Origin of the sequence: Gordonia marina (assembly GCF_052036135.1) — a bacterium.
Taxonomy (GTDB): domain Bacteria; phylum Actinomycetota; class Actinomycetes; order Mycobacteriales; family Mycobacteriaceae; genus Gordonia.
The window spans coordinates 1-23,789 of record NZ_JBPSDN010000043.1 but is presented as its reverse complement, the minus strand read 5'-3'; the positions used below and the strand labels follow the sequence as shown (position 1 = coordinate 23,789).

Genomic DNA, 23,789 nt, shown 5'->3' with positions numbered 1-23,789 from the left:
AGCGCTTTCCGAGTCTGAGGGAGACCTTAGAACTAGGTAAAGCCATGAATTCTACAAGCAGAACAAGGATTTACCTATGGCTAGACGGTGGGTGCCGGGCCCGGAATGGCCGAAAGGAGTGCTCGGGCCAGGTTCACCACGGCGGTCGCGGCGGGCGAAAGCACGGCGTTGCGGCGCCAGACGAAGCCGTACTGCTCGATCAGCGGCGGGTCGAGCGAGGCGCCGTGCAGCCCGTGGGTGAAGCCCAGCGTCTCGACGACGGGCGGCGACGCGATGGTGTCGCCCACCCCGCGCCGGGCGAGTTCCAGCGCGACGGCGTACGACTCCACCTCGATCGCCGGCCGAATGGTGTGGCCCGCCGCCTGCGCCCGCGCGTTGAGCTGCAGGCGGGTGGGATCCATGTCGCCCCAGCGCGCCTCCGGCAGGATCAGGCAGGCCTCGGCGATGGCGCCGATCCCGATCGGCCCGGCGGCCCGCTCGGACGCGGCCGTGTAGTAGCGGGCCTCTGATCGCCAGACCACCGGGCTGACCTGGAGGCCACGGTCGTCGACCGGCAGCGCCACCACGCCCGCCTCGAGGTCGCCGCTGCGGACCGCCTCGGCCACCTGAACCGAGTTGAGTTCCTCGATCCGGAGCGAGACGCCCGGGTACAGCGCCCGGAACTCGGTGATCAGGTCGACGTTGATCAGGTCGTGCGAGCTGGAGAACGTCCCGAACGACACGCTGCCGCCGGTCAGATTGCGGACCGGATCGACCGCGGCCGCCGCCTCCTGTGCCGCGGCGAGGGTCCGCTCGGCATAGGGCACCAGGATCCGCGCGGCCTCGGTCAGGATCAGCTTGCGGTTGGTCCGGGTGAACAGCGAGACGCCGAGCGCACGCTCCAGCCTGCGGATCTGCTCGGACAGGCTGGGCTGCGCGATGAAATTCGCCTCGGCCGCCGCGGAGAGCGATCCATGCTCGACGGCCGACAGGAAGTACGACAGTTGCTGCAGCGTGATCGATGGTCCGGCCATCACTCAAGGTTAAACCTTGATGTGGGTGCAGCTAATGGATATGGACCGTATGGCGTTCGGCGTCGAACAATCGTCAATCAGGAGGGGCCGACGGAGCGCCCCCACGAGACGAAGGGACGCGACATGGCTCGCATCTGCATCATCGGCGCCGGCGCTGCCGGACTTTCCGCCATCGCTCAGCTTCGCGCCGCCGGGCACGACGTCGAGTGCTTCGAGAAGACCGATCGCGTCGGCGGCCACTGGCACACCGACTACGAAGCGCTGCACCTGATCACCGCGCGGGACGCCACGCACTTCGAGGACTTCCCGATGCCGGCCGACTACCCGCACTTCCCGCGGCGCGACCAGGTTCGACGCTACATCGAGTCGTACGCCGATCACGCCGGTCTGCGCGAGCACATCGCCTTCTCCACCGAGGTGGTCTCCGCCGAGCCCGTCCCGGCCGGCGACGCCCCGGTCGGCAGCGCCGGATGGCGGGTCGTGACCAGCCGCGGCGACGAGGGTATCTTCGACGGCCTCGTGGTCGCCAACGGTCACCTGTGGAGCCCGAAGGTCCCCGAGGTCCCCGGCACGTTCACCGGCAAGGCCGTCCACTCGAGCGAGTACAACAACGTCCGCGACCTCGAGGGCACTCGCGTGCTGGTCGTGGGTGCCGGCAACTCCGGCTGCGACATCGCCGTCGACATCGCCCAGCACCGGCTCGAGGCGGACGTCGTGGTGCGCAAGGGCATCCACTTCCAGCCCAAGATGTACTTCGGCGTGCCGCGCCAGCAGGTGGCCTGGATGAGCGAGTTCGACGCCACCGAGCAGGACCTCATCGCCCGGCTGCTCGCCCGCGTGGCGATCGGCGAGAACAACGCGTACCCGGGCCTGCCGATGCCCGAGTCCCGCGACCTGGCCGGCGGCGCGACCACCGTCAACGACCTGCTCCTGTACTGGATCCAGCACGGCCGCGTCACCGTCCGCCCCGGCATCGAGCGGTACGACGGCAAGACCGTTCACTTCTCCGACGGCACCAGCGCCGAGTACGACTCGATCGTCTACGCGACCGGCTTCAACGTCGCCCTGCCCTTCCTCGACGGCGACCTGCTCGGCAGCGAGGACGGCGTCCCGCGCCGCTACGCCGGCGGGATCCTGCCGGAGGGCGCCGAGAAGCTGTACTTCGTCGGCCTCATCGCGCCGCGCGGCCCGCAGATCCCGATCTACGGCGTGCAGTCCAAGCTCGTCGCCGAGATGATCGCCCTGCAGGAGGCGGCCGGCCCGCTCGGTATGGCGCTGGCCAACTACTTCTCCGTGATGCAGGAGCCCGAGCTGCGCATCGACATCGTCCGCGCGATCTGGAACGACCAGATGGCCGACACCGAGCGTCTGCTCCGGTCGCTCGCCGCCACCCCGGCGCTGGCGACCAGCGGCGCGAACGGAAACTGAGGCCCGCCATGACGACCGCTTCCCTTCCCCCGTGCGCCGGCCGGCTGGCCGGCCGGGTCGCCCTGATCACCGGCGGCGCCCGCGGTCAGGGCGCCGCCCACGGCGACCGGCTGTCCGCCGAGGGCGCCACGGTCTACCTCGCCGACGTCCTCGACGACGAGGGCGAGCAGACCGCGGCCGCGCTGCGCGACCGCGGCTCGGACGTGACCTATCTCCACCTGGATGTCACCGATCCGGACGGCTGGGCCGCGACGGCGTCGGCGATCGCCGAGCGTCACGGCCGGCTGGACGTACTGGTCAACAACGCGGGCATCGTGCATGTCACGCCGATCGCCGAGGAGACACTGGAGGCCTGGAGCCGGCTGCTCACGGTGAACCTCACCGGCGCCTTCCTCGGACTGCAGACCATGCTGCCGCTCCTCACCGAGTCGGCGGCCGCGGCGGTGATCAACACGTCGTCGATCTTCGGTCCGTCGGGGGCGATCGGCTACGCCGCGTACGCCGCGAGCAAGGCCGGACTCCTGGGCCTGACCCGGACCGCGGCACTCGAACTCGCACCCGCGGGAATCCGGGTGAACGCCCTGGTCCCGGGTGGTGTGGCGACGCCGCTCAACGCGAACGAGCCGGGCACCGGCGTGGTGCCGGAGACGCCGCTGGGGCGTCGTGCCGACCCGGTGGAACTCGCGTCGGCGGTGGCCTTCCTGGCCTCTGACGACGCGCGCTTCATGACCGGCACCGAGCTGGTGGTGGACGGCGGCTTCCGGGCCCGCTGAGCAATATTTGACCCATAGGTCAAAATAGGGCTATGGTCTCCCCATGGGAAGGCCCCGCACATTCGACGAGGACGTCGTCGTCGCCCGCGCGATGGAGACGTTCTGGACCCACGGCTACGCCGGCACGTCGCCGGCCCGGCTCGCCGAGGCGACCGGTATCGCCAAGGGCAGTCTGTACAACGCCTTCACCAGCAAGCGCGACCTGTTCGACCGCTGCCTCGACCGCTACCATCGCCAGATCGCGGAGATGGCCGCAGAGCTGCTCGAGCGTCCGGGCACCACCCGGGACTGCTTCCGGGCGGCTCTGCGGGCCGTGGTCGACGACGATCTGGCGCAGCCGCAACGGCGCGGCTGCCTGATCGGCAACACCGCGGTGGAACTGGCCGGGGAGGACGGCGAACTCGCGCGGCGGCTCCGCCGCATGCAGGACGAGTCGACCGACTGGTTCGCCGAACGAATCCGCCGCGGCCAGCGCGACGGGGACGTCGCCGCGCAGGCCGACGCGCGGGCGCTCGCCGAGCACTTCGCCACCGTGCTCGCCGGACTCCGGGTGATGGCGATGACCCACGACGCACCCATGCTGTACCGCACCATCGAAACGGCCCTGACCGTGCTCTGACCCCCACCGCCTCCGGCGCCGCCCGGTGCCGGCTTCCGGGCTACCCCAGTTTTAGACCCGGAGTTCAAGAAAAGAGGAATCGCATGAGCACCACCGACTTCCAGCACGACTACCTGTCCACCTGGACCGAGCCCGATGCCCGCGCCCGCCGCGAGGTGATCGACCGGGTGTGGTCGCCCACCGGGCGCCTCGCGGTCTCCTCGCTCGGAATCACCATCGAGGGCGCGGAGAACATCGCAGCCCATGTCGGCGCCGTCCACGACGATCTGATCGCAGGCAAAGGCCTCGTCTTCCGCTACGACCAGGCGGTCGAGTCCGGCGACGGGCTCCTCCTGCGCTGGTCGATGCTCACCCCGGCCGGTGATGTCGTCGGCCGCGGCGCCGACCTGGTGTTCCGGGACGACGAAGGTCGCGCCCGCGCGGTGTACATGTTCATGGGCGTGAACTGATCACCGGGCTAGGCGTGGACGACGACGCTCGTGGTCGCGCGGAGCATCGTCGAGCCCGCCGCCGTCAACTCGGTGACGAGTTCGACGTCGGCGCGGCCGCGGGCGTCGTCGACGTGCACCGCCTCGATCCGCGCCCAGCCGGACAGGACGTCACCGGCGCGCACCGGGCGCAGGAAGTAGACGTCGTTCAGCGACCGGCCGGCGATCACCTTCCAGTCGCGGTAGACGGCCTCGACGGTGAGCCGCTGCAGGATGGCGAGACTCTGGATACCGCTGGCGATGAGACCGCCGAAGACACTGCGCCGGGCATCGTCGGGGTCGGTGTGGAAGTACTGGGGATCCCACTCCCGTGCGAACCGGACGATCTCGTCGAGGGTGAGCGGGTACTCGCCGAAGCCGTAGACGGTCCCCGGCACCAGGTCGCGGCCACCCAGGAGTTCGGTCGTATTCGTCATGGCTTCACCGTATTCCGCGGATCGGCGCGCCCCGCGCGCGGATCCGCGGATCAGCGCTCACACGATGTTGGTCTCGCCGCGGAGCCGGTCGGGCGCGAACCGGTCGAGCCGGAAATCGGCGATGTCGTAGCCGGGCTCGCGGCCGTGGTAGAGGTCGCGAATGATCTCGCCGGTCGCCGGGCCCATCAGGAAACCGTGGCCGGAGTAGCCGGTCGCGACCAGGACGTCGTCGCGCACCCGATCGATGATCTGGTTGTCGTCGGGCGTCACCTCGTAGAGGCCGGCCCAGCCGCTGACGATCCCCGATTCGAGGATCACCGGCACCCGAACCTGCGCGATCTCGCCGACCTTCATCAGCCAGTCGTCGAGCTCGAATCTCAGGTTGAAGCCGGGCTCCTGCGCGGGGTCGGCCCAGCCGATCAGCAGGCCGTCGCGTTCGGGCTCGAAGTACAGCGCCGACGGGAAGTCGATGGTCAGCGACGGCATCCGCGCGGGCAGACCGGGGATCGGTTCGGTGAAGGCGATCTGCCTGCGGTACGGCGTCACCGGGATGTCGACGCCGATCATGTCACCGATCTGTCCCGACCAGGCTCCGGCCGCGATCACGATCGTGTCGGCGGAGATCACGCCGTGCGGGGTCACCACCTCGTAGCCGCCGCCCGCCCGCGGATCGACGCCGGTGACGCCGCAGTGGCGCACGATCGCCGCGCCGTGGCGGCGGGCGGCCGCGGCATAGCCGGCCACGATCGCCTCGGGGGTGCAGCGGCCGTCGTCCGGCGACCAGCTGGCCGCCAGCAGACCGTCGGTCTCGATCAGCGGCGACAGGCGTTTGGCCTCGTCCGGGTCGATCATCCGGGTGGGCACGCCGTGCGCGTTCTGCAGGGCGACGCTCTCGGTGAAGACGTCGACCATCGCCTGATCGGAGAGCAGGAAGAGGTAGCCGTTCCGCTCGAAGTCGGCGTCGTGCCCGTAGAGCTGCGCGAATCGCGAGTAGACGTCGAGGCCGCGCAGCCCGATCGCGATGTTCGACGCGTTGCTGAACGTGGCTCGCACGCCGCCTGCGGCGCGGCACGTCGACCCGGAGCCGAGTTCGTCCTTCTCCAGCAGGACCACGTCGTGCACCCCGGACTCGGCGAGGTGGAAGGCGATGGAGGTGCCGATCACCCCGCCGCCGATCACGACGACCGCCGCCTTCTCCGGAACCGTCTTGGTCATGCGACCCGTCCTTTCAGCCGCATGGCGCGGGCCACGCGGTCCTGCGCGGTGCGGCGCGCCGCCTCGTGCGTGGTGATGCCGTGCTCGGCGGCGCCGGCCAGCGTGTGTTCGGTGCCTGCGCGGAGCTTGCCGGTGATCGCGGTGAACACCCGCCGCGGATCGGGTGCGAGCCCGGAGAACCGGGCGTCCATCGCGACCGCGGCGGCGACCACTCCCCCGGCGTTCGCGATGAAATCCGGGACGACGGTCACCCCGCGCTCGGCGAGGACCCGCTGCGCGGCGGGGCTCGTGGGCAGGTTCGCGCCCTCCACGATCAGCGACGCCGGGAGCCGCGCGGCGAGCCGCTCGTCGATCACGTCTTGCAGGGCCGCCGGGATCAGCGCATCGGCGGCGACGGTCAGCTCGTCGCCGGGCGCCAGGGCGCGGGCTGTCGGGTGGTGCTCGACCAGCGCGTCACCGTATTCGTCACGCAGCGTGAGGAGTTCGGCGACGTCGAGCCCGTCTGGGTGGTGCAGTCCGCCGCGCGCGGTGGACACCGCCACGACCGTCGCGCCCAACTCGGCCAGCCGCCGGGCGGCGGCCGCGCCGACCGCCCCGAAGCCCTGGATGGCGACCGTCAAGGACGACGTGGACCGCCCCCGGTACGACGCGGCGGCGTCGAGCGACTCGGCGACGCCGAAGCCGGTGACCCCGAGCTGGTCGTACGGGAGACCGCCGAGTTCGTGCGGTGTCCCGACCGCGCCGCCGCGGCCGGCCTCGTCGAGCATGATCGCGGCATCGCATTCGGACAGGCCGACGTCGAGCCCGAAGACGTACTCCTCCGGCACCTCGTTGCGCAGCGCCCGGACGAAGGCGCGCAGGGCGGCCTCCTTGTCGGGGGACTCCGGGTCGAACCGGATACCGGCCTTGGCGCCGCCGTAGAACAGGTCGACGCCGGCCCACTTCCAGGTCATGTTCCGGGCCAGCCGGGCGACCTCGCCGACGGTCACCGACGGGGTCATGCGGGTGCCGCCCTTGCCCATGCCGCGGGCGGTGTTGTCGATCACCAGCACGCCGCGCATGCCGGTGCGGGTGTCGGAGACGCAGACCACCTTCTCCGGACCCCACTCGTCCATCGACTCGAACATTCGCCAGTTCCTCGATCGCTCGTCCGTGCTCAACCGAAGTTGACGCCCTGCGCGAGTGGCAGTTCGGTCGAGTAGTTCACCGTGTTGGTCGCGCGGCGCATGTAGGCGCGCCAGGCGTCCGAGCCCGATTCGCGGCCGCCGCCGGTGGTCTTCTCACCGCCGAAGGCGCCGCCGATCTCCGCGCCCGAGGTGCCGATGTTGACGTTGACGATGCCGCAGTCGGAGCCGTCGGCCGCCATGAAGCGCTCCGCCTCCCGCTGGTCGAGGGTGAAGACGGCCGACGAGAGGCCCTGCGGGACGTCGTTGTGCAGGGCGATCGCCTCGTCGAGCGTCGAGTAGGTCATCACGTACAGCAGCGGCGCGAAGGTCTCGGTGCGCACCACGTCGGTCTGCGCGGGCATCCGCACGATGGCCGGCTCCACGTAGTACGACGACCCGCCGCTCTCCCGGCGGGCACCGCCGGCGACCAGGGTGCCGCCCTGCTCCTGTGCGGCCTCGATCGAGGCGGCCATCTTGTCGTAGGCGCGCTGGTCGATCAGCGGGCCGACCAGGGTGCCGTCGGCGAACGGGTCGCCGATCGGCAGGCGTCCGTAGACCTCGGTGAGCCGGTTCACCAGGTCGTCGGCGATCGATTCGTGGACGATCACCCGGCGCATCGTGGTGCAGCGCTGGCCCGCGGTGCCGGCGGCGGCGAAGACGATGCCGCGGGTGGCCAGGTCGAGGTCGGCGGACGGCGCGACGACGGCCGCGTTGTTGCCGCCGAGTTCCAGCAGGCAGCGGCCGAAACGTGCCGCCACGCGCGGGGCGACCTGCGCGCCCATCCGCTCGGAGCCGGTGGCGCTGATCAGCGGCACCTTCGGGCTGTCGACGAGGACCTGGGTGGCGTCGACGTCGGCGGAGACGACGACGTTGAGGTTCTCCGGCGCTCCCACGTCGCGTGCGGCCTGGTCGAAGACGGCCGAGCAGGCCAGCGCGGTGAGGGTGGCCAGCTGCGCCGGCTTCCAGACCACGGCGTCGCCGCAGACGATGGCGAGCGCGGTGTTCCACGACCACACCGCGGCCGGGAAGTTGAAGGCCGAGATCACGCCGACCACGCCGATCGGATGCCAGGTCTCCATCAGGCGGTGCCCGGGGCGCTCAGACGGCATGGTGGCGCCGGACAACTGGCGAGAGAGGCCGACGGCCAGGTCGCAGATGTCGATCATCTCCTGCACCTCGCCGAGGGCCTCGGAGGTGATCTTGCCGACCTCGATCGAGATCAGCGCGCCGATGTCCTCCTTGTGTTCGGTGAGCAGCTCGCCGAGGCGCTTGACCAGGGCCCCGCGCACCGGGCCGGGAACGGTCCGCCATCGCAGGTAGGCGTCGTGCGCACGGTCGATCGCGGCGGCGACGTCGTCGGCACCGGCAGCGGCCACCGGAAACAGGTCCTCGCCGGTGACCGGGGTGCGGGTGACGACGGTGTGGGCCGCGGGGGCCAGCAGTGCGTCGACGTCGACACCGCAGTTCGCCAGGCTGGTCTTGGCGAGCGCGCGCAGGTCGTCGGTGTTCGGCAGGGTCAGGGTGGTCATTCTCTTCGACTCCAGTGTTTTCGGGGGCGGGCCGGCGTGAGGCGTATCACGATGCTCCGCCGGGACGGTTCGTCAGGACAAGCGATAGTTTTCGAGCGATTGTGTTTAGCTCTGCTGATCTATTTCGTCAGCGGCGACGCCCGGTCATGTCCCGGGCGGCGGCGACGACGGTCTCCTCCGAGAGCAGAACCTCCAGGGCGGCGTCGCCGAGCGGGATGAAGCTGTCCTCGCTGGTCACCCGGCGCAACGCACCGCGGTAGCCGCCGTCGAGCAGGGCCGTGACGACGCCCTCCGAGACCCCGCCGGAGCGTCGGGTCTCGTCGACCACGAGCACCCGGCCGGTCGCGGCCGCCTCCCGCATCAGGTCGTCGTCCGGCAGCGGCGCCAGCCAGCGCAGATCGACCACGCGCACGCCGATCCCCTCAGCCCGCAGCCGCCGGGCCGCCCGCAGGCTCATCGGGACACCGTTCGCGAAGGTCACGATGGTCAGGTCCGCGCCGTCGCCGTGAGTGCGGGCGCGGCCGATCGGTACCGGTTCGGCGCCCGGATAGGGCGCCGTCCAGAGACCGTCACCGTCGTCGTACAGGTCGCGGGAGTGGTAGAGCGCAATCGGTTCCAGGAAGACGCAGACCGCTCCGGCGGTGCGCGCCGCCGTCACGCACGCGTGGAGCATGCCCGGCGCGTCTCCCGGGTGCGACGGCGAGGCGATCACCAGGCCGGGGATGTCGCGCAGGGCCGCGACGGCGTTGTCGTTGTGGAAGTGCCCGCCGAAACCCTTCTGATAGCCGTACCCGGCGATCCGGACCACCATCGGGTTCCGGTAGCGGCGGTCGGCGAAGAACTGCAGGGTGGCGGCCTCGCCGCGGATCTGATCGGCGGCGTTGTGCAGGTAGGCCAGGTACTGGATCTCCGGGATCGGCAGCAGGCCGGAGACCCCGGCCCCGAGGGCGAGGCCGAGGATCGACTGCTCGTCGAGCAGGGTGTCGATCACCCGGGCACCGCCGAAGCGCTTGCGCAGGCCCCGCGTGACGCCGTAGACGCCACCCTTGCGGCCGACGTCTTCGCCGAACACCAGCGCTTCCGGGCGCGTCTCGAGGACCTCGCCCAGCGCCGCGTTGATCGACTGGGCCAGGCTGAGCGGCGCGCCGGCGCCGGCGGCGGGTTCGTCGCCCGCGGTGGCCGCGACCGATTCGGCGACGACCTCGGTGATCGGTCGGGCCACCGCCGCCGGCGAGACGAGCCGCGGGGCACCGGCGACCTCGGCCACCGTGCCGGCGACCCGGTCGCGGGCCCATTCGTAGCGAGCCAGGGCTTCGGTGGCGGTCAGCACGCCCCGATCGATCAGCGTGCGCGCGGCGGCGAGAACGGGATCCCGGTCCATCTCGGCCTCGATCTCCGCGCGCGACCGGTAGGCGGTCTCCAGGTCGGACCCGGCGTGCCCCATCAGCCGGACGGTGCGCAGATGCAGCAGCGCCGGGCGACGCATCGTGCGGACGAATTCGGCAGCCCGGCGAGCCGTCGCCGCCGTCCCGGCGATGTCCGTCCCCTCGGCGGCGAAGTATTCCAGTCCTGGCGATGAGGAGAACCTGCTCGCGATCCAGCCGTCCGGTGTCCGCGTGCTGATCCCGATACCGTTGTCCTCGCAGACCAGCAGCAGCGGCATCGGCCCGCCCTGGAAGGCGGTGTGCACGGCGGCGTTGATCCCGCCGAGCGCCGTCGAGTGGTTGGCCGAGGCATCGCCGAAGCTGCAGACCGCGAGGGCATCGGCGGGCCACGCGGAGTCGACGCCGAGCGCCGCGGTGCGGTCGATCGAGAAGGCCACGCCCACCGCACGCGGGACGTGCGAGGCGATGGTGGACGTCTGCGGGATCACGGCGAGTTCACGGCGGCCGAACACCTTGTGCCGGCCGCCCGAGATGGGCTCGTCGGCGGCGGCGAGGAGGCCGAGCACCACGTCGCGCACCGGGTCGATCCCCGGCACCTGCGCGGCGCGAGCCATGTAGAAGCCACCCGAGCGGTAGTGCAGGAGCGCCGGATCGGTCGGTCTCAGTGCCGCGGCGACCGCGGCGTTCGACTCGTGACCGGCCGAGCCGATCGTGTAGAAACCGCGACCGGCGGCGCGCAGCCGGCGCGCCGCGAGGTCGACGTGCCGGCTCAAGAGCTGCGCGTCGTACAGGGCGAGGAGGTCGCCGGGGGTGATCCCGTCGGCGACCGGCGACGCCGGGACCGCCGCGGCATCCAGGCCACCGATCAGTTCGGTGAAACGCAGGTCTACCGGCTCGGACACGACGGTCACCGGAACGCCGACTCGCCGGTCAGCGCCTGACCGATCATCAGCGTGTGCATCTCGGAGGTGCCCTCGTAGGTGAGCACGGATTCGAGGTTGTTGGCGTGCCGCAGCACCGGGTATTCGGTGGTGATGCCGTTGGCGCCGAGGATCGTCCGGGCCGCTCGTGCGATGGCGATGGCCTCCCGGACGTTGTTCAGCTTGCCGACGCTGATCTGCTCCGGGCGGATCAGCCCGGCGTCCTTCCGGCGGCCGAGCTGGAGCGCCAGCAGCAGGCCCTTGCCGTATTCGAGCGACATGTCCGCGAGCTTCTGCTGGGTGAGCTGGTATCCGGCGATCGGCCGGCCGAACTGGACGCGGGTGCGCGCGTAGTCGACGGCGGTCTCCAGGCAGTCGCGGGCCGCCCCGAGGGCACCGAAGACGATGCCGAAGCGCGCCTCGTTCAGGCAGCTGAGCGGGGCGCGCAGGCTCGTGGCCCCGGGCAGTCGTGCCGACGAGGGCAGCCGCACGTCGTCCATGACCAGTTCGCTGGTCACCGAGGCGCGCAGCGACAGCTTCGAGGTGATCGGGTTGGCGGTGAATCCCGGGGTGTCGGTCGGCACGACGAACCCGGCGATCCCCTGCTCGGTGCGCGCCCACACCACCGCGACGTCGGCCACCGAGCCGTTGGTGATCCACATCTTGGTGCCGGTCAGGATCCAGTCGTCGCCGTCGCGGCGCGCCGCGGTCCGCATCCCGGAGGGGTTGGAGCCGAAGTCGGGTTCGGTCAGGCCGAAGCAGCCGATGGCGCGGCCGGCCGCCATCTCCGGAAGCCACCGCTCCTTCTGTTCCTCGCTCCCGTAGGTGTGGATCGCGAACATCGCCAGCGAGCCCTGCACGCTGACCAGGGAGCGCAGTCCGGAATCGCAGGCTTCCAGTTCCAGGCAGGCGAGGCCGTAGGCGACGGCCGAGGTGCCGGCGCAGCCGTATCCGTGCAGGTGCATGCCGAGCAGGCCGAGGTCGCCGAGTTCGCGGGCGAGTTCGGCCGCCGGGATCCGTCCCGACTCGAACCAGCCGGCGATCCGCGGGGCGAAGCTGCGCTCGACCAGCGACCGTACGCTGGCCCGGATGTCACGCTCCTCGTCGGAGAGCAGGGAGTCGACGGCGAACAGCTCATCGGGGCTGACGATGCCGGTGGGGTCGGTCATGGGCGGCGCACTTCCTCGGGGTCGGTCTCGGACCGTTTCATCGTCGTCCGCCGTTTTGAATAGCACTAGCGATAGATTTTTGATGTTTTCGTTTAGAGTTTCTTATATGGCGGCGATGAGTCTGACGCATCTCAACACCCTGCTCCACCTGGCCCGGAAAGGGACGATGATCGCCGTCGCGGACGAGCTCGGCTACACCCCGGGCGCGGTCTCCCAGCAGATCTCCGCGCTCGAACGCTGCGTCGGCACCGCCCTCATCGGCCGGTCCGGCCGCAACGTGGTGCTCACCGACGCCGGTGTGGTCCTCGCCGCGCACGCCGAGACCATCCTGCGCGACGAGCGCGCCGCCCGGGACGCGGTGCGTGCCGTCGAGAACGACGCCGCCGCACCCGCGGCGCTCGGCGTCTTCGGCAGTACCGCGGGCGTCCTGCTCGCCCCGATCGTCGCGGAGGCGCGGCGCCGCTATCCGCTGCTCGATCTGCGGAGCCGCGAACTCGACGTCGACGACGCCGTGGCGGCGGTCCAGCGCGGCCAGGTCGACGCCGCGTTCGGGGTGGAGTACCCGCATCACCCGATGCCGCGGACCGCCGATGTGGAGACCGTCACGCTGCGCACCGAGCGATTCGGGCTGGCGGTGGCCGGCGGGACGTCGCCCGGTGCGGTGATGGATCTGGGAGCGGCGGCCGGCTGGGACTGGATCATGCCCGCCCCGGACACCCAGTTCGGTCTCGCCGTCCGGGCGGCCTGCCGGGACGCGGGTTTCGAGCCGCGGGTGCGGCACGAGATCACCGACACCGCCGTCTCACTGGCGCTGGCCGGCGCCGGTCTCGGCGCCACCTTCGTCACCGATCTGATGGTCGAGCTGAACAACCGGGTGCACATCGACCGGATCGGGCTGACGCAGGAGGTGACCCGGCGAGTCGTGCTGGTCCGGGCCGCGGGCTCGGCGGTCCGGCCGAGCGTGCGCGCACTGACCGAGGTGGTGCGCGCCGTCGTCGCCGAGTGACGCCCCCCGGGCACGGCGCACAAAACGACCGCGCGATCTTGTCCCCGCGACACCTATCTCCGCGCCCGGACAGACGGTTGACTGCGACCGAGGGCACACGCGGTGTCCGGGAAACGAGGAGAACTGTATGAGCAAGCAGTTGGATGGCAAGGTCGCCATCGTCACCGGCGCCGGTGCCGGCTTGGGCGAGGCCATCGCGCGGCGGTTCGCCGCCGAGGGCGCGAAGGTCGTCGTCTCCGACATCAACGGCGCCAACGCCCGGTCGGTGGCCGACTCGCTGGACGGAGCCGTCGCGGTGACCACCGACGTCACCTCGGAGACCGAGGTCCAGGCTCTGGTGGCGCGGGCGCACGAGGAGTTCGGGGCGCTGCACATCATGGTGCCGAACGCCGGCGTCGGCTTCGTGCAGCCGATCGCGTCGATGTCGTACGCCGACTGGCGCAAGACGACCGCGGTGAACCTCGACGGGGTGTTCCTGTCGATCCGCTACGCCGCGCCGGTGATCGCCGAGTCCGGCGGTGGCACGATCGTCACGATCAGTTCCATCACCTCCACCGCGGGATCGCCACTGCTCGCCCCGTACGCCGCGGCGAAGGCCGCCGTCCGCAACCTGACCGAGACCGCGGCGATCGAGTTCCGCCCGGCCGGCGTACGGGTGAACGCGGTACTGCCGGGCTTCATCGACACCGCACTGGTCACCGCCGCGGCACCCGACTTCGAAGCGGCCCTCGGTCTGCCCGCGGGCGGGTTCGACGGCCTCATCGAGCAGAAGCAAGGGCGGTACGGGACCCCCGAGGAGGTCGCCGCCGCGGCGCTGTTCTTCGCGTCCGGCGAGTCGTCGTGGTGCACCGGGAGCAGTCTGGTGCTCGACGGCGGCATGGTCGCCTCGCTGCTCTGAGCCGGGAAGAGGGCGGAGTCGTGGGTCGTCACGACCCGCGACTCCGCCGTCTGGCCGTCGCCGGATCGAGCGCTGTGGTTAACGCCACAGCGGTCGCGGCCCGATATACCGGGTAGCGGCCGACACAGTCGATCGCGCAGGAATGGGGCGGCCCGGCCGCTGCCGCTCACCTGCGAAGGACGTGTTCACGATGCGACACCGAGTTCGCACGATCATCACGGCGGCACTCACCGCCGCCACCCTCGCCACCGGATCCGCCACACTCGCGGCGGGGCCCGCGGCGGCCGAAGGCTTTCCGGGCGGCCCGTGGTGCCACGGTCCGGCCAAGGTCAAGGCCGAATCCGACTGGTCCCGGGTACTCATCTGCCCGGTGCAGGGCCCAACCGGCTGGGCCTACAAGGGCAAGGCGCTGACCACCGGAAACGAGATCGCTCTCTGGGGCGCGACGCAGAATCAGTACGGTTTCCACGTCTCGAACAACGGGTACACCTACCACGTGCACCCGGACCGGCTGTGGATCACCGGACCCGACGGCGCCACGGTGTCGAGCGAGCCGTGGCGTTCCTACGAGTACCGCTGACCCTCGCATCCCACCCTCGTCTGCTGTCCGGTGGTCGTCTGACGACCACCGGACAGCACGCGAGCCGGCCTCCGGGCCGCGATCAGCGCGGGCGGGCGGCTTTGGCCCGCTCGTAGACGCGGCGGAGGCCGTCGAGGGTGAGATGCGGGGCGTGGTCGGTGAGGGTGCGGCACTCGTCGTACATGAGCGGGGCGAGGAAACCGGTGGCGACGACGGCCACGTCGCTGCCGCCGAAACCGGGGACGTCGTCGCGGATCCGCTGCACCAGGCCGTCGACCTGGGCGGCGAAGCCGAAGAGGATGCCCGACTGCAGGGCCTCGACGGTGTTCTTGCCGATCACGCTGCGCGGCGGGCGCAGCTCCACTCGCCGGACGGTGACGGTGTGGTCGGACAGCGCCTCGACACCCAGGTTGACGCCGGGCGCGATGGCGCCGCCGAGAAACTCCCCCTTCGCCGAGACCGCGTCGACCACGGTGGCGGTACCGAAGGCGACGACGATGCAGGGGCGGCCGGGGAAGCGGGCGTGCGCCGCGAGGGCGTTGGCGACGCGATCGGTGCCGACCTCCTTGGGATTGTCGACCAGCAGCGGAAGACCGGTCCGCACACCCGGCTCGAGCAGGACGTGCGGGCCGTCGCCGAAGTACCGCGGCGCCATCACCCGCAGCTCACGGAGCAGGGACGGGACGGTGGAGAGCGCCGCGACCGCGGTCACCCGCTCGATGTCGTCGCCGAGCAGACCGCGGAAGGTGAGCGCGAGTTCGTCGGCGGTCAGGTGCGGGTCGGTGTGGATACGCCAGTCGCGCACCAGCGTCGCGTGGTCGCCGAAACCGGCGAACACCCCGAGATGGATGTTCGTGTTGCCGACGGTGACCGTGAGCAGCATCAGACCGCGGCGGTGGCGAGCTGCCGCGGATCCTTCAGGCCGGAGCCCGCGGGGACGTCGGCGGGATCGTCGGTGAGGGTGACCGGGCGGTTGAGCTCGTCGACGAAGACCACCTTCGGCGAGTAGGTCTTGAGCTCCTCCTCGTCGAGCATGCCGTAGGCGATCAGGATCACCAGGTCGCCGGGGTGCACGAGGTGTGCGGCGGCACCGTTGATGCCGATCACGCCGCTGCCCCGCTCACCGGCGATCACATAGGTCTCCAGGCGGTTGCCGTTGTCGATGTCGACGATCGCGACCTGCTCCCCTTCGAGGAGGCCGGCGGCGTCGAGGAGATCCTGGTCGACGGTGACCGAGCCGACGTAGTGCAGGTCGGCCTGGGTCACCGTGGCGCGGTGGATCTTGGACGTCATCATGGTGCGGAACATCAGTTGCCCTCTTCCGTAGCGGTGGAGTGGTTCTGTGCGAAGAAGTCGCGTTGGGCCTCGTCGTCGTAGGCCCGGCGGACACCGCCGAGATCGACGCCGACGTTGTCGAGGAGCCGGGTGTCGCCGAATCGGGCGGCGATCAGCAGGCGGCCGTCGCCCTCGGCGGGCGGGTCGCCGAGGTTGCGGTCGCGCAGTTCGAGGTAGTCGACCTCGATCTCCGGGGCGGTCGCCAGGACGGCGCGGGCGGCGGCGAGGGCGGCGTCACCGCCGTGCTCGGCGGCGTGCGCACCGGCCAGCAGGGCCGCCGACAGGGTGGTCGCCAGTTCCCGGTGCGCGGGCGAGAGGTAGCGGTTGCGCGAACTCATCGCGAGGCCGTCGGCCTCCCGGACGGTCGGCACGCCGATGATCTCGACGTCCATGTTCAGGTCGGCGACCATCTGGTTGATCAGCACCAGCTGCTGGTAGTCCTTCTCGCCGAAGTACGCGGCGTGCGGAGCGGCGATGTTCAGCAGCTTGTTCACGACGGTGAGCATCCCGGCGAAGTGGGTGGGCCGCTGCGCGGCCTCCAGGCCGCGGCCGGCCGCACCCGGATGGACGGTGGTGCGCGGACCGTTCGGGTACATCGCCGAGACGGTCGGCGCGAAGACCAGCGGCACACCGAGCGCTTCGAGCTTCGCGCAGTCCTCGTCGAACGTGCGCGGGTAGGCGTCGAGGTCCTCCCCCGCACCGAACTGCAGCGGGTTGACGAAGATCGAGACGATGACGACGGTGTTGCCGCGGCTCTTGGCGGCGCGGACCAGTTGCAGGTGGCCGTCGTGCAGGGCGCCCATCGTCGGGACCAGGGCCACGCGCTTGCCGGTGGCACGCAGCGCCGCGGAGACCCGGTGCAGCTGTTCCGGGTCGCGGTGCACGGTGAGCGCGCCGGGCGTGTACGGGGCCTGCGCGGCCTGCTGGATCGTCATTCGGGCAGCACTCCGATCGAGTCGAGGAAGTCGGCGGGGGCTCCGGCGGCCGCCGCGGCACGCGCCGAGAGGACGCGGTAGCCGAGGGCCACGCCCGGGTCGGGCAGCGTTTCGAGGGCACGGCGGTGGCGTTCGACGGTCGCCCGGTCGCCGCGGGCGACCGGGCCGGTCAGCGCCGACGGCCCGAGCGCGAGGACGTTCTCCAGCGAGGCCCGCACCAGCGGGCCGAGGATCTGCTCGGGCAGGCCGGCGGCACCGCCGTCGACGGTGGCCTGTTCGGCGAGGTGATGGGGGCCGTCGATGGCCGCCCGCAGGGCCGTCACCGCGTCGGTGATCAGCGCGATCAGATTGTTCGCGCCGTGCGCGAGAGCGGCGTGATAGAGCGTGCGCTGCGACTCGTCGATCCGCACCGGGGTACCGCCGATCTCCAGGACCAGCGAGGCCGCGACCGCGTCGGCGAAGGGATCGTCGGTGGTGATGCCGAAGCACGACGACGCCAGGCGCGCGGTGTCGTCCGGGCCGTCGACGAAGGTCATCGCCGGGTGCAGGGCGAGCACCATGCCGCCGCGCTCGGCGACGGGAGCCAGGATCGCGGTGCCGTGGGCGCCCGCGGTGTGGGCGACGATCTGTCCGGGCCGCACCGCCGCGGCGACCTGGTCGATCACGGTCGGCAGCTCGGTGTCGGGAACGGCGAGCAGGACCAGCTCGGCGGCGGTCACGACCTCGTCGACGGCGCCCAGCCGGGCGAAGGGGAGGCGGCGTTCGGCGCGCTCGCGGGAGACCTGCGACGGGGCGTGGACCGCGGCCACTCGATGTCCCGCCGCGGCGAGCGCTTCGCCGAGAGCGGTGCCCACGCGGCCGGCCGACACGACGCCGACAGTCAGGCGCGGGGCGGGCAGGGATGCGTTCACCATCGTCCTCCGTCGCAGTTCCAGTCCCGGCTCGGCCGGGTACCGGACGTACACCGCAACGATAGGCGCGCACCGCGGCGGGCGCCACGGGCTGTGACTCGCTTCACCGTCGTTTGACGATGCCCGCGATTCCGGCGCCGAGTAGGGCCAGCCCGAAGATCAGGGTGAGCGTGAGGCCGATACCGACACCGACCAGGCCGTCACCGGTGATGTCCACGATGTCGACCACGCCGACGGCGGCCACCAGCAGACCGCCCAGGGTCGCGACGATGCCCGAGGCGAGATGCACGCCGGACGGCTTGCGGATCACCCCGCTGATCACCGCCAGGATGCCGACGATCACCGCGAGACCCAGGGTGATGGTCCCGTCGCGGCCGTCGTCGAGACCGGAGACGCTCAGCGCACCGAGGGTGACCCAGGGCAGGAACGCGGCCACCGCGACCAGGACGCACAGGCCGACGGTTACCCAGGAGATGATCGTCACCGCCGGGCTCAGTGTCGCCGGGGCAGCGGGCGCACCGGAGAGCGGCCGGCCGTAGGGCGCCGGGGTGTATGGCTGCGCGTACTGGGGCTGCGTGTACTGGGACTGGGCCTGCGGGTACTGCGGCGCGTACGGCGGCGACTGCTGGGGATACGGCGGCGCCTGACCGTACGACGGCGGCGTCTGGAACTGCGTCGGTGCGTACCGGTCCGGCGCGGCCGGTCGGCCCGCGGGGTGATCGTAGGGATTCGGCGGGGTGCCGCCGCCGTGCGGCGGTTGATTACTCGGCTCGGTCATTCCTCGACGGTAGGCGGTTTCGCGTTTCCGGCAAAGGGGGCGAACTCACCGGATTCCGAAGCGGGCACGCTGGTCCGCGGTGAGCGGCAGCGACGCCCGGTCGATCCGCCGGTCGGCGTACTCCGGGTCCAGGACGACGACGGCGAGGTACCCGTGGTCGCCGCCGACCACCACCGCGCGGCCGTCGGGGGTGGCATCGGCGTACCACCGTCCCGCCCCGGCCGGGCCGATCGGTTCTCCCCATTGGCGCGGGTTCGCCGGATCGGCGGTGTTCCACGCGATCAGGGTCTGGCCGTCACCCGCCGAGAGCAGGCGGTGGCCGTCGTCGGCGAACTCGAGGGTGCGGACGGTGCCGCCGCGTTCGGCGGTGCGCTGTGCGAGCAGGGTGAGGGTGCCGTGGTGCACCCGCCAGAACCGGATGAGCCCGCCGTCCCCACCGGCCGCGACCACCTCGGACGACCAGGCCAGCGCGTTGATCGCCCCGGCCGAATTCGGGCTGGCCCCGAGCTTCCGCGGGTGATCCGGGTCGGCGACGTCCCAGAGATTCAGCATTCCGTCGACGCCCGCGGTGATCAGGCGGGTGCCGTCCGGACTCCAGGCCGCGGCGGTGGCCCAGGTCCCGGTCGTACCGTGAACCAGCGGCGGCCCGGCCGGGGTGGCCTGCCCGTCGGCGGTGACCCGCCACAGCTGGAAGGAGTCGTCGCGGGAGCCGGTCAGCATCAGCGCCCGTCCACCGTCCATCGTCGGTGCGAAGGAGACGCGCTGCTGGTCGAGGGTGTCGAGGGTGCGGGTCTGCGGAGCACCGAAACGCCCGCGCGCGTCGAGCGGCCAGACCCGCACGGTGTGGTCGGCGGTGGCCGCCGCCGCGAGGCGTCCGTCCGGTGAGAGCGCGAGCTGGTCGTTCTGCGGTCCGCCCGCGGTCTGCGTCGCGTCGAGCAGAACGGGTTCGGCGGGGTTCCGCACATCCCAGAGGAGAACCGTGCCGTCGGAGTCGCCGGTCAGCATCCGTCCGGCGACGATCGCCGGCGCGACCACCCGCCCGGTGTGCCCGGCGAGCACCGTGTCCGGGAGATCCCAGATGCGGATCACCCCGTCCGCGCCCGCTGTCACCACGCGCCGGCCGTCGGGCGTGAAGGTCGCCGAATACAGGGAACTGGCGGCGCCGTCGAGCGTCTGCCCGAGCTGGACCGGCACCGCCGGCCGGGCGACGCTCCAGACGCGTGCGGAGCCGTCGAGCGACGCCGAGACCAGGCGGCGGCCGTCCGGGCTGAAGCCGACGGACCAGACCGGCGCGGTGTGCGCCGTCATCGGCAGGCCCAGGGCGACCGGCGCGGCCGGATCGCTCACCTGCCACATCCGGACCGTGCTGTCGTCAGATCCGGTCGCCAGCACGCGGCTGTCCGGGGAGAACGCGAGGGCGTGCACGGTGTCGAGATGACCGGTGATCACCCCGCGCGGCGCGTACGACGCCCCGTCCCACAGGCGCGCCGTACCGTCCGCACCGCCCGAGGCGATCAGCCTGCCGTCCGGGCTCCAGGCGACAGTGCGCACGTCCTTGGTGTGGCCGTCGAGTTCGGCGAGCTGCGCTCCGCTCCGGGTATCCCAGACGCGGACAGTACCGTCCATCCCCCCGGTGACCAGCCGTTGCCCGTCCGGCGCCCAAGCGGCGTACACGACGCGGCCGCGGTGGCCGGTCAGCACCGTGGGGGCGCCGGTGCCGGCGGCCGGCCAGATCCGCGCGGTGCCGTCGTCGGACGTGGTGGCCAGCCGGGTCCCGTCGGGCGACCAGGCGACGCTGGTGAGGAAGCTCCGGTGTCCGCGCAGCACCGTGGGCGCGTCGACCGGCCGGCCCGCCCGCCAGATCCGCAGCGCACCGTCCGAGCCGGTGCCGGCCACCTGGGATCCGTCGGGGCTGATCGCCACGGTGTAGACGGCGCCGGCACCGGAGTCGATGCCGATCGCGAGGGGCAGGTTCGCGGTGGCGATCAGACGGGAGCGGTTGTCGTCCGACGGCGCCTGCTCCTGCGCGAGCTGGGTCAGGCGCGCGGCCATCGTCGGGTCGGAGTCGCGGAGCCGGTCGGCGTCGGCGTGCAGGCGGCCGAGTTCGGCGGCGGTGCGCTGCCGGTTCGCTTCGATGCTGGCGCGGGCGGCGATCACACTGATCGTCAGCCCCAGCACCGTCGCGAGGATCAGCGCCACGATCGCCGCCCGTCGCAGTCGTCCGGTGCGCAGCTCCGTGTGTTCGGCGGCGGCGACGAACGCCGCGGTCGTGGGCGAGACGTCCCCGGAGCCGGTGGCGTCTCGTGCGCGTTCGAGCTGAGTGCCGCGCAGCAGCAGGCTGCGGTCGCGGCCCGCGTCCTCCCAGACGAGTGCGGCATCCTCCAGTCGCTGCCGGACCAGGAGGTCGGCCCGGTCGTCGTCGATCCAGGTCCGCAGACGCGGCCAGGACCGCATCACGATCTCGTGGGTGAAGGTGATCCGGTCGTCGCCGTCGACGGTGAGCAACCGGGCGCCGACCAGCGCGTCGATCGCCTCGCCGCGCGCACCACGGGCCTCACCGGCACCGGCCAGGAGCTCGTCGCGCGTCCGCGGCACGCGGGCGTCCCGGCCGGTGTCGTCGAGGTGGACCAGCCGCAGGAGGACTCGCCGGGCCTCGTCTTGCACGGCGCCGTCGAGCTGCGACCACATCTGCTCGGCGGTGTCGCCGAGCGCGCCGAACACGCCGCCGGACGCCTCGTAGGCGTTCAGGGTGAGCCGGTTGCCGGTGCGGTGCCGCCAGAGAGTGGCGAGAGCGTGATTGAGCAGCGGGAGCGCCCCGGCGTCGTAGTCCTCCATCTGCGGTCCGCAGAATTCGGCGAGCACAAGCTCGGTGAGTCCCGGGTCGAGCTTCACGCCGACCCCGGCGGCCGGCGCCACGATGACCTCGCTCAGCTGCTCGCGCCGCATCGGGCCGAGCAGGTAGGTGCGCTTGTTCATCGCGTCGACCAGACTCGGGTAGCGCACCCATTCGGAGAGGAAGTCGGCGCGCAGGCCGATCAGGACCGCGACGGGATGCGGCGCGTCATGCGCGGTGAGCGCGCCCAGGGTCTCCACGAACGCGAGGGTCCGGCTGCTGTCGGCGACGGTGAAGAACTCCTCGGCCTGGTCGATCACCACCACCAGCGGCCCGTCGCCGTCGCCGGCCGTGTCGAGCGCCCGCGTCAGCTCGGCTTCCGGATCGGTGCCGGGCGTCATCGCGACGACGCGCATGCCCTCGCCGGTCAGCGCCGGCGCCACCCCGGCGGCCAGCAGCGACGACTTCCCCGAGCCGGAGACGCCGACCAGCGCCACCAGGCCGCCCCCGTCGTCGAGCGCGTCCTGGATGAGTGCGGTGATGGCCGCGATCGGTTCGTCGCGGCCGAAGAAGCGCGCCGCCGCGTCCGGCCCGTACGGTGCGAGACCCGGGTACGGGCAGGCGACGTCGTCACTGGACTCGGCGAGCCGTTGCTGGCGCCACAGCTCCTCCCATTGCTCCATCCGAGCCGGGATGCCGGCGAGCGCGTCCCTGGCGCGGGCACGGTCGAGCAGTTCGGCGATGGTGAGGAGCAGGACGCCGTCGAACTCACGTGGCAGATGACGACCCTTGCGCCAATCGCTCAAGCGACCGAGGAAGCTCTGGCGTACCGTCACCCCGGCGGGCCGGCCGCGCTCGGCGACCGCCTCGCTCACGTTCCGGAGCGTCGGATCGCCCGCGGCGGCCCACAGCCTCCGCAGTTCCTCTGAGAACGTCATCATTCGCCTGTCGGACGAGGAGCCTCACCCCCGACGGAGAGACTCTCACTCGCGACAGAATAAGAACGACGACACGGATTGGTCACTATTCGGTAACCGATTGAGTCTCAGCTCACGACAAGGTAGAGCAGTGATGCGACTCACTTCGAGGCAGGTCGCGCGCACCGGCGGACGCCCCGCCCCGACCGCGGGGGCCACCAGGCGCGCGTCTCAGCGCTCCGTCCGGAGCACCGCGAGCGCCTGCTCGGGCGACTCCGCCGGGTCACGACCGAGCGCCTTCGCCAGCACGATGTCGCTGTCCAGGCCCCAGTCGGTCAGACCCGTTCGACGCTCGTCGATGTCCTCCCGGTGGGCGGTCACCGAACCCGGCTCGACGACGCCGAGCCACAGCACGTAGTCCGAGCTATCGTCGAGGTGGTCGAAGACGGCGTTCACCACCACCCAGTTCCCGGCGTTCACCACGCCTGTCTTGCGGCCCGGATCATCCAGATCGATCAGCGAAAACTCTCGGATCGGCCGATCAAGATTCGCGCCGCCGGCGCCACCGAGGGTCCGCAGCACCTCGTCGACCGTGCGGCCGCTGAACTTCTGGATGTCGAGGTAGTTCGGACGCACCGATGCCGAGGCCGGAAGGCTGTACCGCACGGGCTGCGACGAACCGATGGTCACCCACCACCCGACGCCGATCACCGCGATGAGGAGCACGACCGCCACAGCGAGGCGATGTCGTGCCATCCCCGCCCTCAGCTTGTTCACACCTCCGCCTTTCGCTCATCGACGGCCCAGCGACGGGTCCATGCACCGCCGTCGCGACGAGGCTCGACGTCGCCCGGCCGGCCCGGTCCCGTGGCTCAGGCAGGTGTTCGCCCAAGCCACGGGAGTCAGTGCCGAGACCGTCGCGCCCGTCCTCCGGCACGTCGCCCGAGGACCCCGCCGTGCCGCAGGTGCCTGCGCACCGACAGCGCGCACGTGCCGAGCACGAGAGCGACGGTCACCAGGATCAACATGAGCAGGGCCAGGTCGCCGGCGGCGAAGACGATGGTCATTCTCACTCCTGAAAAGTCGGAACCGGTGACGGACGTCCCGCCCCGACCGCGGGGCGCCCGTCACCGGACCGGATACGGCAGGCCCCGGTCAGATCCGGGAGGTCTTGCCGTAGGCGTAGTACACGTACACACCCGTCTCCGAGGTGACCGAGATCTTCGCGAACGGCCGCACCGAGATCGGTCCGAGCGCATTGGTCACGTTCACATCGACCCCGGACAACACGATGTCGGCGACCGGCTTGGTCAGCGCGATCTCCGCCAGCGTGGCGGTGGTGATCTTGCCCGCCCCGACCGTGAACTCCAGATCCGCCGCCGGGATCACCGTCGCCTCCGCGCCCAGCTCACCGCCGACCTCACCCAGCGAACCACCGCCACCGGTACCGCTCACCGTCACGTTCGGCGAGAACT

At 71.5% G+C, this 23,789-nt stretch carries 23 protein-coding genes; 7 read left to right on the top strand and 16 right to left on the bottom strand.

Going from position 1 to position 23,789, the window contains the following annotated elements:
- Window positions 1-80: 80 nt before the first annotated feature.
- A complete protein-coding gene (locus tag ACSEEN_RS19075) occupies window positions 81-1,013 on the bottom strand; it encodes a LysR family transcriptional regulator (protein ID WP_371308581.1) in 933 nt (310 codons plus the stop codon).
- 123 nt (window positions 1,014-1,136) lie between these two features.
- On the opposite strand from ACSEEN_RS19075, the gene ACSEEN_RS19070 reads away from it, so the two are divergent.
- The 4 genes from ACSEEN_RS19070 to ACSEEN_RS19055 all read left to right on the top strand — a co-directional run bounded on the left by ACSEEN_RS19070 (window position 1,137) and on the right by ACSEEN_RS19055 (window position 4,282).
- Window positions 1,137-2,441, top strand: a complete 1,305-nt coding sequence (locus tag ACSEEN_RS19070) for a flavin-containing monooxygenase (RefSeq protein WP_440714041.1) — start codon at window positions 1,137-1,139, stop codon at window positions 2,439-2,441.
- Between the two features lie 8 nt (window positions 2,442-2,449).
- The gene (locus ACSEEN_RS19065; protein WP_298445364.1) at window positions 2,450-3,214 is read left to right on the top strand and encodes an SDR family NAD(P)-dependent oxidoreductase; all 765 of its coding nucleotides are present in this window, start codon (window positions 2,450-2,452) and stop codon (window positions 3,212-3,214) included.
- 43 nt (window positions 3,215-3,257) lie between these two features.
- Window positions 3,258-3,833, top strand: a complete 576-nt coding sequence (locus tag ACSEEN_RS19060; RefSeq protein WP_298445367.1) for a TetR/AcrR family transcriptional regulator — start codon at window positions 3,258-3,260, stop codon at window positions 3,831-3,833.
- An 83-nt stretch (window positions 3,834-3,916) separates the two neighbouring features.
- Window positions 3,917-4,282 (top strand): hypothetical protein, encoded by a 366-nt coding sequence (locus ACSEEN_RS19055; RefSeq protein WP_247866190.1) that lies wholly within the window; start codon window positions 3,917-3,919, stop codon window positions 4,280-4,282.
- 8 nt (window positions 4,283-4,290) lie between these two features.
- Here ACSEEN_RS19055 and ACSEEN_RS19050 read toward each other — a convergent pair whose 3' ends face one another.
- The 6 genes from ACSEEN_RS19050 to ACSEEN_RS19025 all read right to left on the bottom strand — a co-directional run bounded on the left by ACSEEN_RS19050 (window position 4,291) and on the right by ACSEEN_RS19025 (window position 12,121).
- The gene (locus ACSEEN_RS19050; protein WP_247866189.1) at window positions 4,291-4,737 is read right to left on the bottom strand and encodes a MaoC/PaaZ C-terminal domain-containing protein; all 447 of its coding nucleotides are present in this window, start codon (window positions 4,735-4,737) and stop codon (window positions 4,291-4,293) included.
- 57 nt (window positions 4,738-4,794) lie between these two features.
- On the bottom strand, window positions 4,795-5,952 hold the full coding sequence (locus ACSEEN_RS19045) for an NAD(P)/FAD-dependent oxidoreductase (RefSeq protein WP_440714040.1): 1,158 nt from the start codon (window positions 5,950-5,952) through the stop codon (window positions 4,795-4,797).
- Complete coding sequence (locus ACSEEN_RS19040) at window positions 5,949-7,079, bottom strand: Glu/Leu/Phe/Val family dehydrogenase (protein ID WP_247866188.1); 1,131 nt, start codon at window positions 7,077-7,079, stop codon at window positions 5,949-5,951. Before ACSEEN_RS19040 ends, ACSEEN_RS19045 begins: the two co-directional genes overlap by 4 nt.
- A gap of 29 nt (window positions 7,080-7,108) precedes the next feature.
- Window positions 7,109-8,647 (bottom strand): L-piperidine-6-carboxylate dehydrogenase, encoded by a 1,539-nt coding sequence (amaB, locus tag ACSEEN_RS19035; RefSeq protein ID WP_247866187.1) that lies wholly within the window; start codon window positions 8,645-8,647, stop codon window positions 7,109-7,111.
- A 127-nt stretch (window positions 8,648-8,774) separates the two neighbouring features.
- Window positions 8,775-10,934 carry a thiamine pyrophosphate-dependent enzyme gene (locus ACSEEN_RS19030; RefSeq protein ID WP_298446445.1) on the bottom strand — a complete coding sequence of 720 codons (2,160 nt, stop codon included), beginning with the start codon at window positions 10,932-10,934 and terminating at the stop codon, window positions 8,775-8,777.
- Between the two features lie 5 nt (window positions 10,935-10,939).
- Entirely contained in the window at window positions 10,940-12,121 is a 1,182-nt protein-coding gene (locus tag ACSEEN_RS19025) for an acyl-CoA dehydrogenase family protein (RefSeq protein WP_298446446.1), read from the bottom strand.
- Window positions 12,122-12,227: 106 nt separating this feature from the next.
- Between ACSEEN_RS19025 and ACSEEN_RS19020 the strand changes: the two genes are divergently transcribed.
- The 3 genes from ACSEEN_RS19020 (at window position 12,228) to ACSEEN_RS19010 (ending at window position 14,605) form a co-directional block, all read left to right on the top strand.
- Window positions 12,228-13,127 (top strand): LysR family transcriptional regulator, encoded by a 900-nt coding sequence (locus ACSEEN_RS19020; RefSeq protein ID WP_298446447.1) that lies wholly within the window; start codon window positions 12,228-12,230, stop codon window positions 13,125-13,127.
- A 127-nt stretch (window positions 13,128-13,254) separates the two neighbouring features.
- Window positions 13,255-14,025 carry a glucose 1-dehydrogenase gene (locus ACSEEN_RS19015; RefSeq protein WP_440714039.1) on the top strand — a complete coding sequence of 257 codons (771 nt, stop codon included), beginning with the start codon at window positions 13,255-13,257 and terminating at the stop codon, window positions 14,023-14,025.
- A gap of 190 nt (window positions 14,026-14,215) precedes the next feature.
- Window positions 14,216-14,605, top strand: coding sequence for a hypothetical protein (locus ACSEEN_RS19010; RefSeq protein ID WP_247866182.1), 390 nt, complete (start codon window positions 14,216-14,218; stop codon window positions 14,603-14,605).
- An 82-nt stretch (window positions 14,606-14,687) separates the two neighbouring features.
- Here ACSEEN_RS19010 and ACSEEN_RS19005 read toward each other — a convergent pair whose 3' ends face one another.
- The 9 genes from ACSEEN_RS19005 to ACSEEN_RS18965 form a co-directional block, all read right to left on the bottom strand.
- Window positions 14,688-15,488, bottom strand: coding sequence for a type III pantothenate kinase (locus ACSEEN_RS19005; protein ID WP_298444997.1), 801 nt, complete (start codon window positions 15,486-15,488; stop codon window positions 14,688-14,690).
- Window positions 15,488-15,913 (bottom strand): aspartate 1-decarboxylase, encoded by a 426-nt coding sequence (gene panD / locus ACSEEN_RS19000; RefSeq protein WP_247866180.1) that lies wholly within the window; start codon window positions 15,911-15,913, stop codon window positions 15,488-15,490. Before panD ends, ACSEEN_RS19005 begins: the two co-directional genes overlap by 1 nt.
- Complete coding sequence (gene panC, locus ACSEEN_RS18995) at window positions 15,913-16,875, bottom strand: pantoate--beta-alanine ligase (protein ID WP_371308576.1); 963 nt, start codon at window positions 16,873-16,875, stop codon at window positions 15,913-15,915. The genes panD and panC overlap by 1 nt, the downstream gene beginning before the upstream one ends.
- Window positions 16,872-17,789 carry a Rossmann-like and DUF2520 domain-containing protein gene (locus ACSEEN_RS18990; protein WP_440714038.1) on the bottom strand — a complete coding sequence of 306 codons (918 nt, stop codon included), beginning with the start codon at window positions 17,787-17,789 and terminating at the stop codon, window positions 16,872-16,874. Before ACSEEN_RS18990 ends, panC begins: the two co-directional genes overlap by 4 nt.
- A 100-nt stretch (window positions 17,790-17,889) precedes the next feature.
- The gene (locus ACSEEN_RS18985; RefSeq protein ID WP_440714037.1) at window positions 17,890-18,564 is read right to left on the bottom strand and encodes a hypothetical protein; all 675 of its coding nucleotides are present in this window, start codon (window positions 18,562-18,564) and stop codon (window positions 17,890-17,892) included.
- Window positions 18,565-18,609: 45 nt separating this feature from the next.
- A complete protein-coding gene (locus tag ACSEEN_RS18980; RefSeq protein WP_440714036.1) occupies window positions 18,610-22,335 on the bottom strand; it encodes an nSTAND1 domain-containing NTPase in 3,726 nt (1,241 codons plus the stop codon).
- 210 nt (window positions 22,336-22,545) lie between these two features.
- Complete coding sequence (locus ACSEEN_RS18975) at window positions 22,546-23,091, bottom strand: hypothetical protein (RefSeq protein ID WP_440714035.1); 546 nt, start codon at window positions 23,089-23,091, stop codon at window positions 22,546-22,548.
- Between the two features lie 125 nt (window positions 23,092-23,216).
- Entirely contained in the window at window positions 23,217-23,381 is a 165-nt protein-coding gene (locus tag ACSEEN_RS18970; protein WP_298445010.1) for a hypothetical protein, read from the bottom strand.
- 88 nt (window positions 23,382-23,469) lie between these two features.
- Window positions 23,470-23,789: MspA family porin (locus ACSEEN_RS18965; RefSeq protein WP_440714034.1), on the bottom strand; the 320-nt coding region annotated here is incomplete at its 5' end.

Coding starts and splice junctions, on each gene's coding strand:
- ACSEEN_RS19010 (WP_247866182.1), top strand. CDS start 14,216: ATGCGACACCGAGTTCGCACGATCATCACGGCGGCACTCACCGCCGCC.
- ACSEEN_RS19005 (WP_298444997.1), bottom strand. CDS start 15,488: ATGCTGCTCACGGTCACCGTCGGCAACACGAACATCCATCTCGGGGTG.
- ACSEEN_RS19025 (WP_298446446.1), bottom strand. CDS start 12,121: ATGACCGACCCCACCGGCATCGTCAGCCCCGATGAGCTGTTCGCCGTC.
- panD (WP_247866180.1), bottom strand. CDS start 15,913: ATGTTCCGCACCATGATGACGTCCAAGATCCACCGCGCCACGGTGACC.
- ACSEEN_RS19050 (WP_247866189.1), bottom strand. CDS start 4,737: ATGACGAATACGACCGAACTCCTGGGTGGCCGCGACCTGGTGCCGGGG.
- ACSEEN_RS18980 (WP_440714036.1), bottom strand. CDS start 22,335: ATGACGTTCTCAGAGGAACTGCGGAGGCTGTGGGCCGCCGCGGGCGAT.
- ACSEEN_RS19055 (WP_247866190.1), top strand. CDS start 3,917: ATGAGCACCACCGACTTCCAGCACGACTACCTGTCCACCTGGACCGAG.
- ACSEEN_RS19015 (WP_440714039.1), top strand. CDS start 13,255: ATGAGCAAGCAGTTGGATGGCAAGGTCGCCATCGTCACCGGCGCCGGT.
- ACSEEN_RS19045 (WP_440714040.1), bottom strand. CDS start 5,952: ATGACCAAGACGGTTCCGGAGAAGGCGGCGGTCGTCGTGATCGGCGGC.
- ACSEEN_RS19040 (WP_247866188.1), bottom strand. CDS start 7,079: ATGTTCGAGTCGATGGACGAGTGGGGTCCGGAGAAGGTGGTCTGCGTC.
- panC (WP_371308576.1), bottom strand. CDS start 16,875: ATGACGATCCAGCAGGCCGCGCAGGCCCCGTACACGCCCGGCGCGCTC.
- ACSEEN_RS18990 (WP_440714038.1), bottom strand. CDS start 17,789: ATGGTGAACGCATCCCTGCCCGCCCCGCGCCTGACTGTCGGCGTCGTG.
- ACSEEN_RS19060 (WP_298445367.1), top strand. CDS start 3,258: ATGGGAAGGCCCCGCACATTCGACGAGGACGTCGTCGTCGCCCGCGCG.
- ACSEEN_RS19075 (WP_371308581.1), bottom strand. CDS start 1,013: ATGGCCGGACCATCGATCACGCTGCAGCAACTGTCGTACTTCCTGTCG.
- ACSEEN_RS19065 (WP_298445364.1), top strand. CDS start 2,450: ATGACGACCGCTTCCCTTCCCCCGTGCGCCGGCCGGCTGGCCGGCCGG.
- ACSEEN_RS18970 (WP_298445010.1), bottom strand. CDS start 23,381: ATGACCATCGTCTTCGCCGCCGGCGACCTGGCCCTGCTCATGTTGATC.
- ACSEEN_RS18985 (WP_440714037.1), bottom strand. CDS start 18,564: ATGACCGAGCCGAGTAATCAACCGCCGCACGGCGGCGGCACCCCGCCG.
- ACSEEN_RS19020 (WP_298446447.1), top strand. CDS start 12,228: ATGGCGGCGATGAGTCTGACGCATCTCAACACCCTGCTCCACCTGGCC.
- amaB (WP_247866187.1), bottom strand. CDS start 8,647: ATGACCACCCTGACCCTGCCGAACACCGACGACCTGCGCGCGCTCGCC.
- ACSEEN_RS19070 (WP_440714041.1), top strand. CDS start 1,137: ATGGCTCGCATCTGCATCATCGGCGCCGGCGCTGCCGGACTTTCCGCC.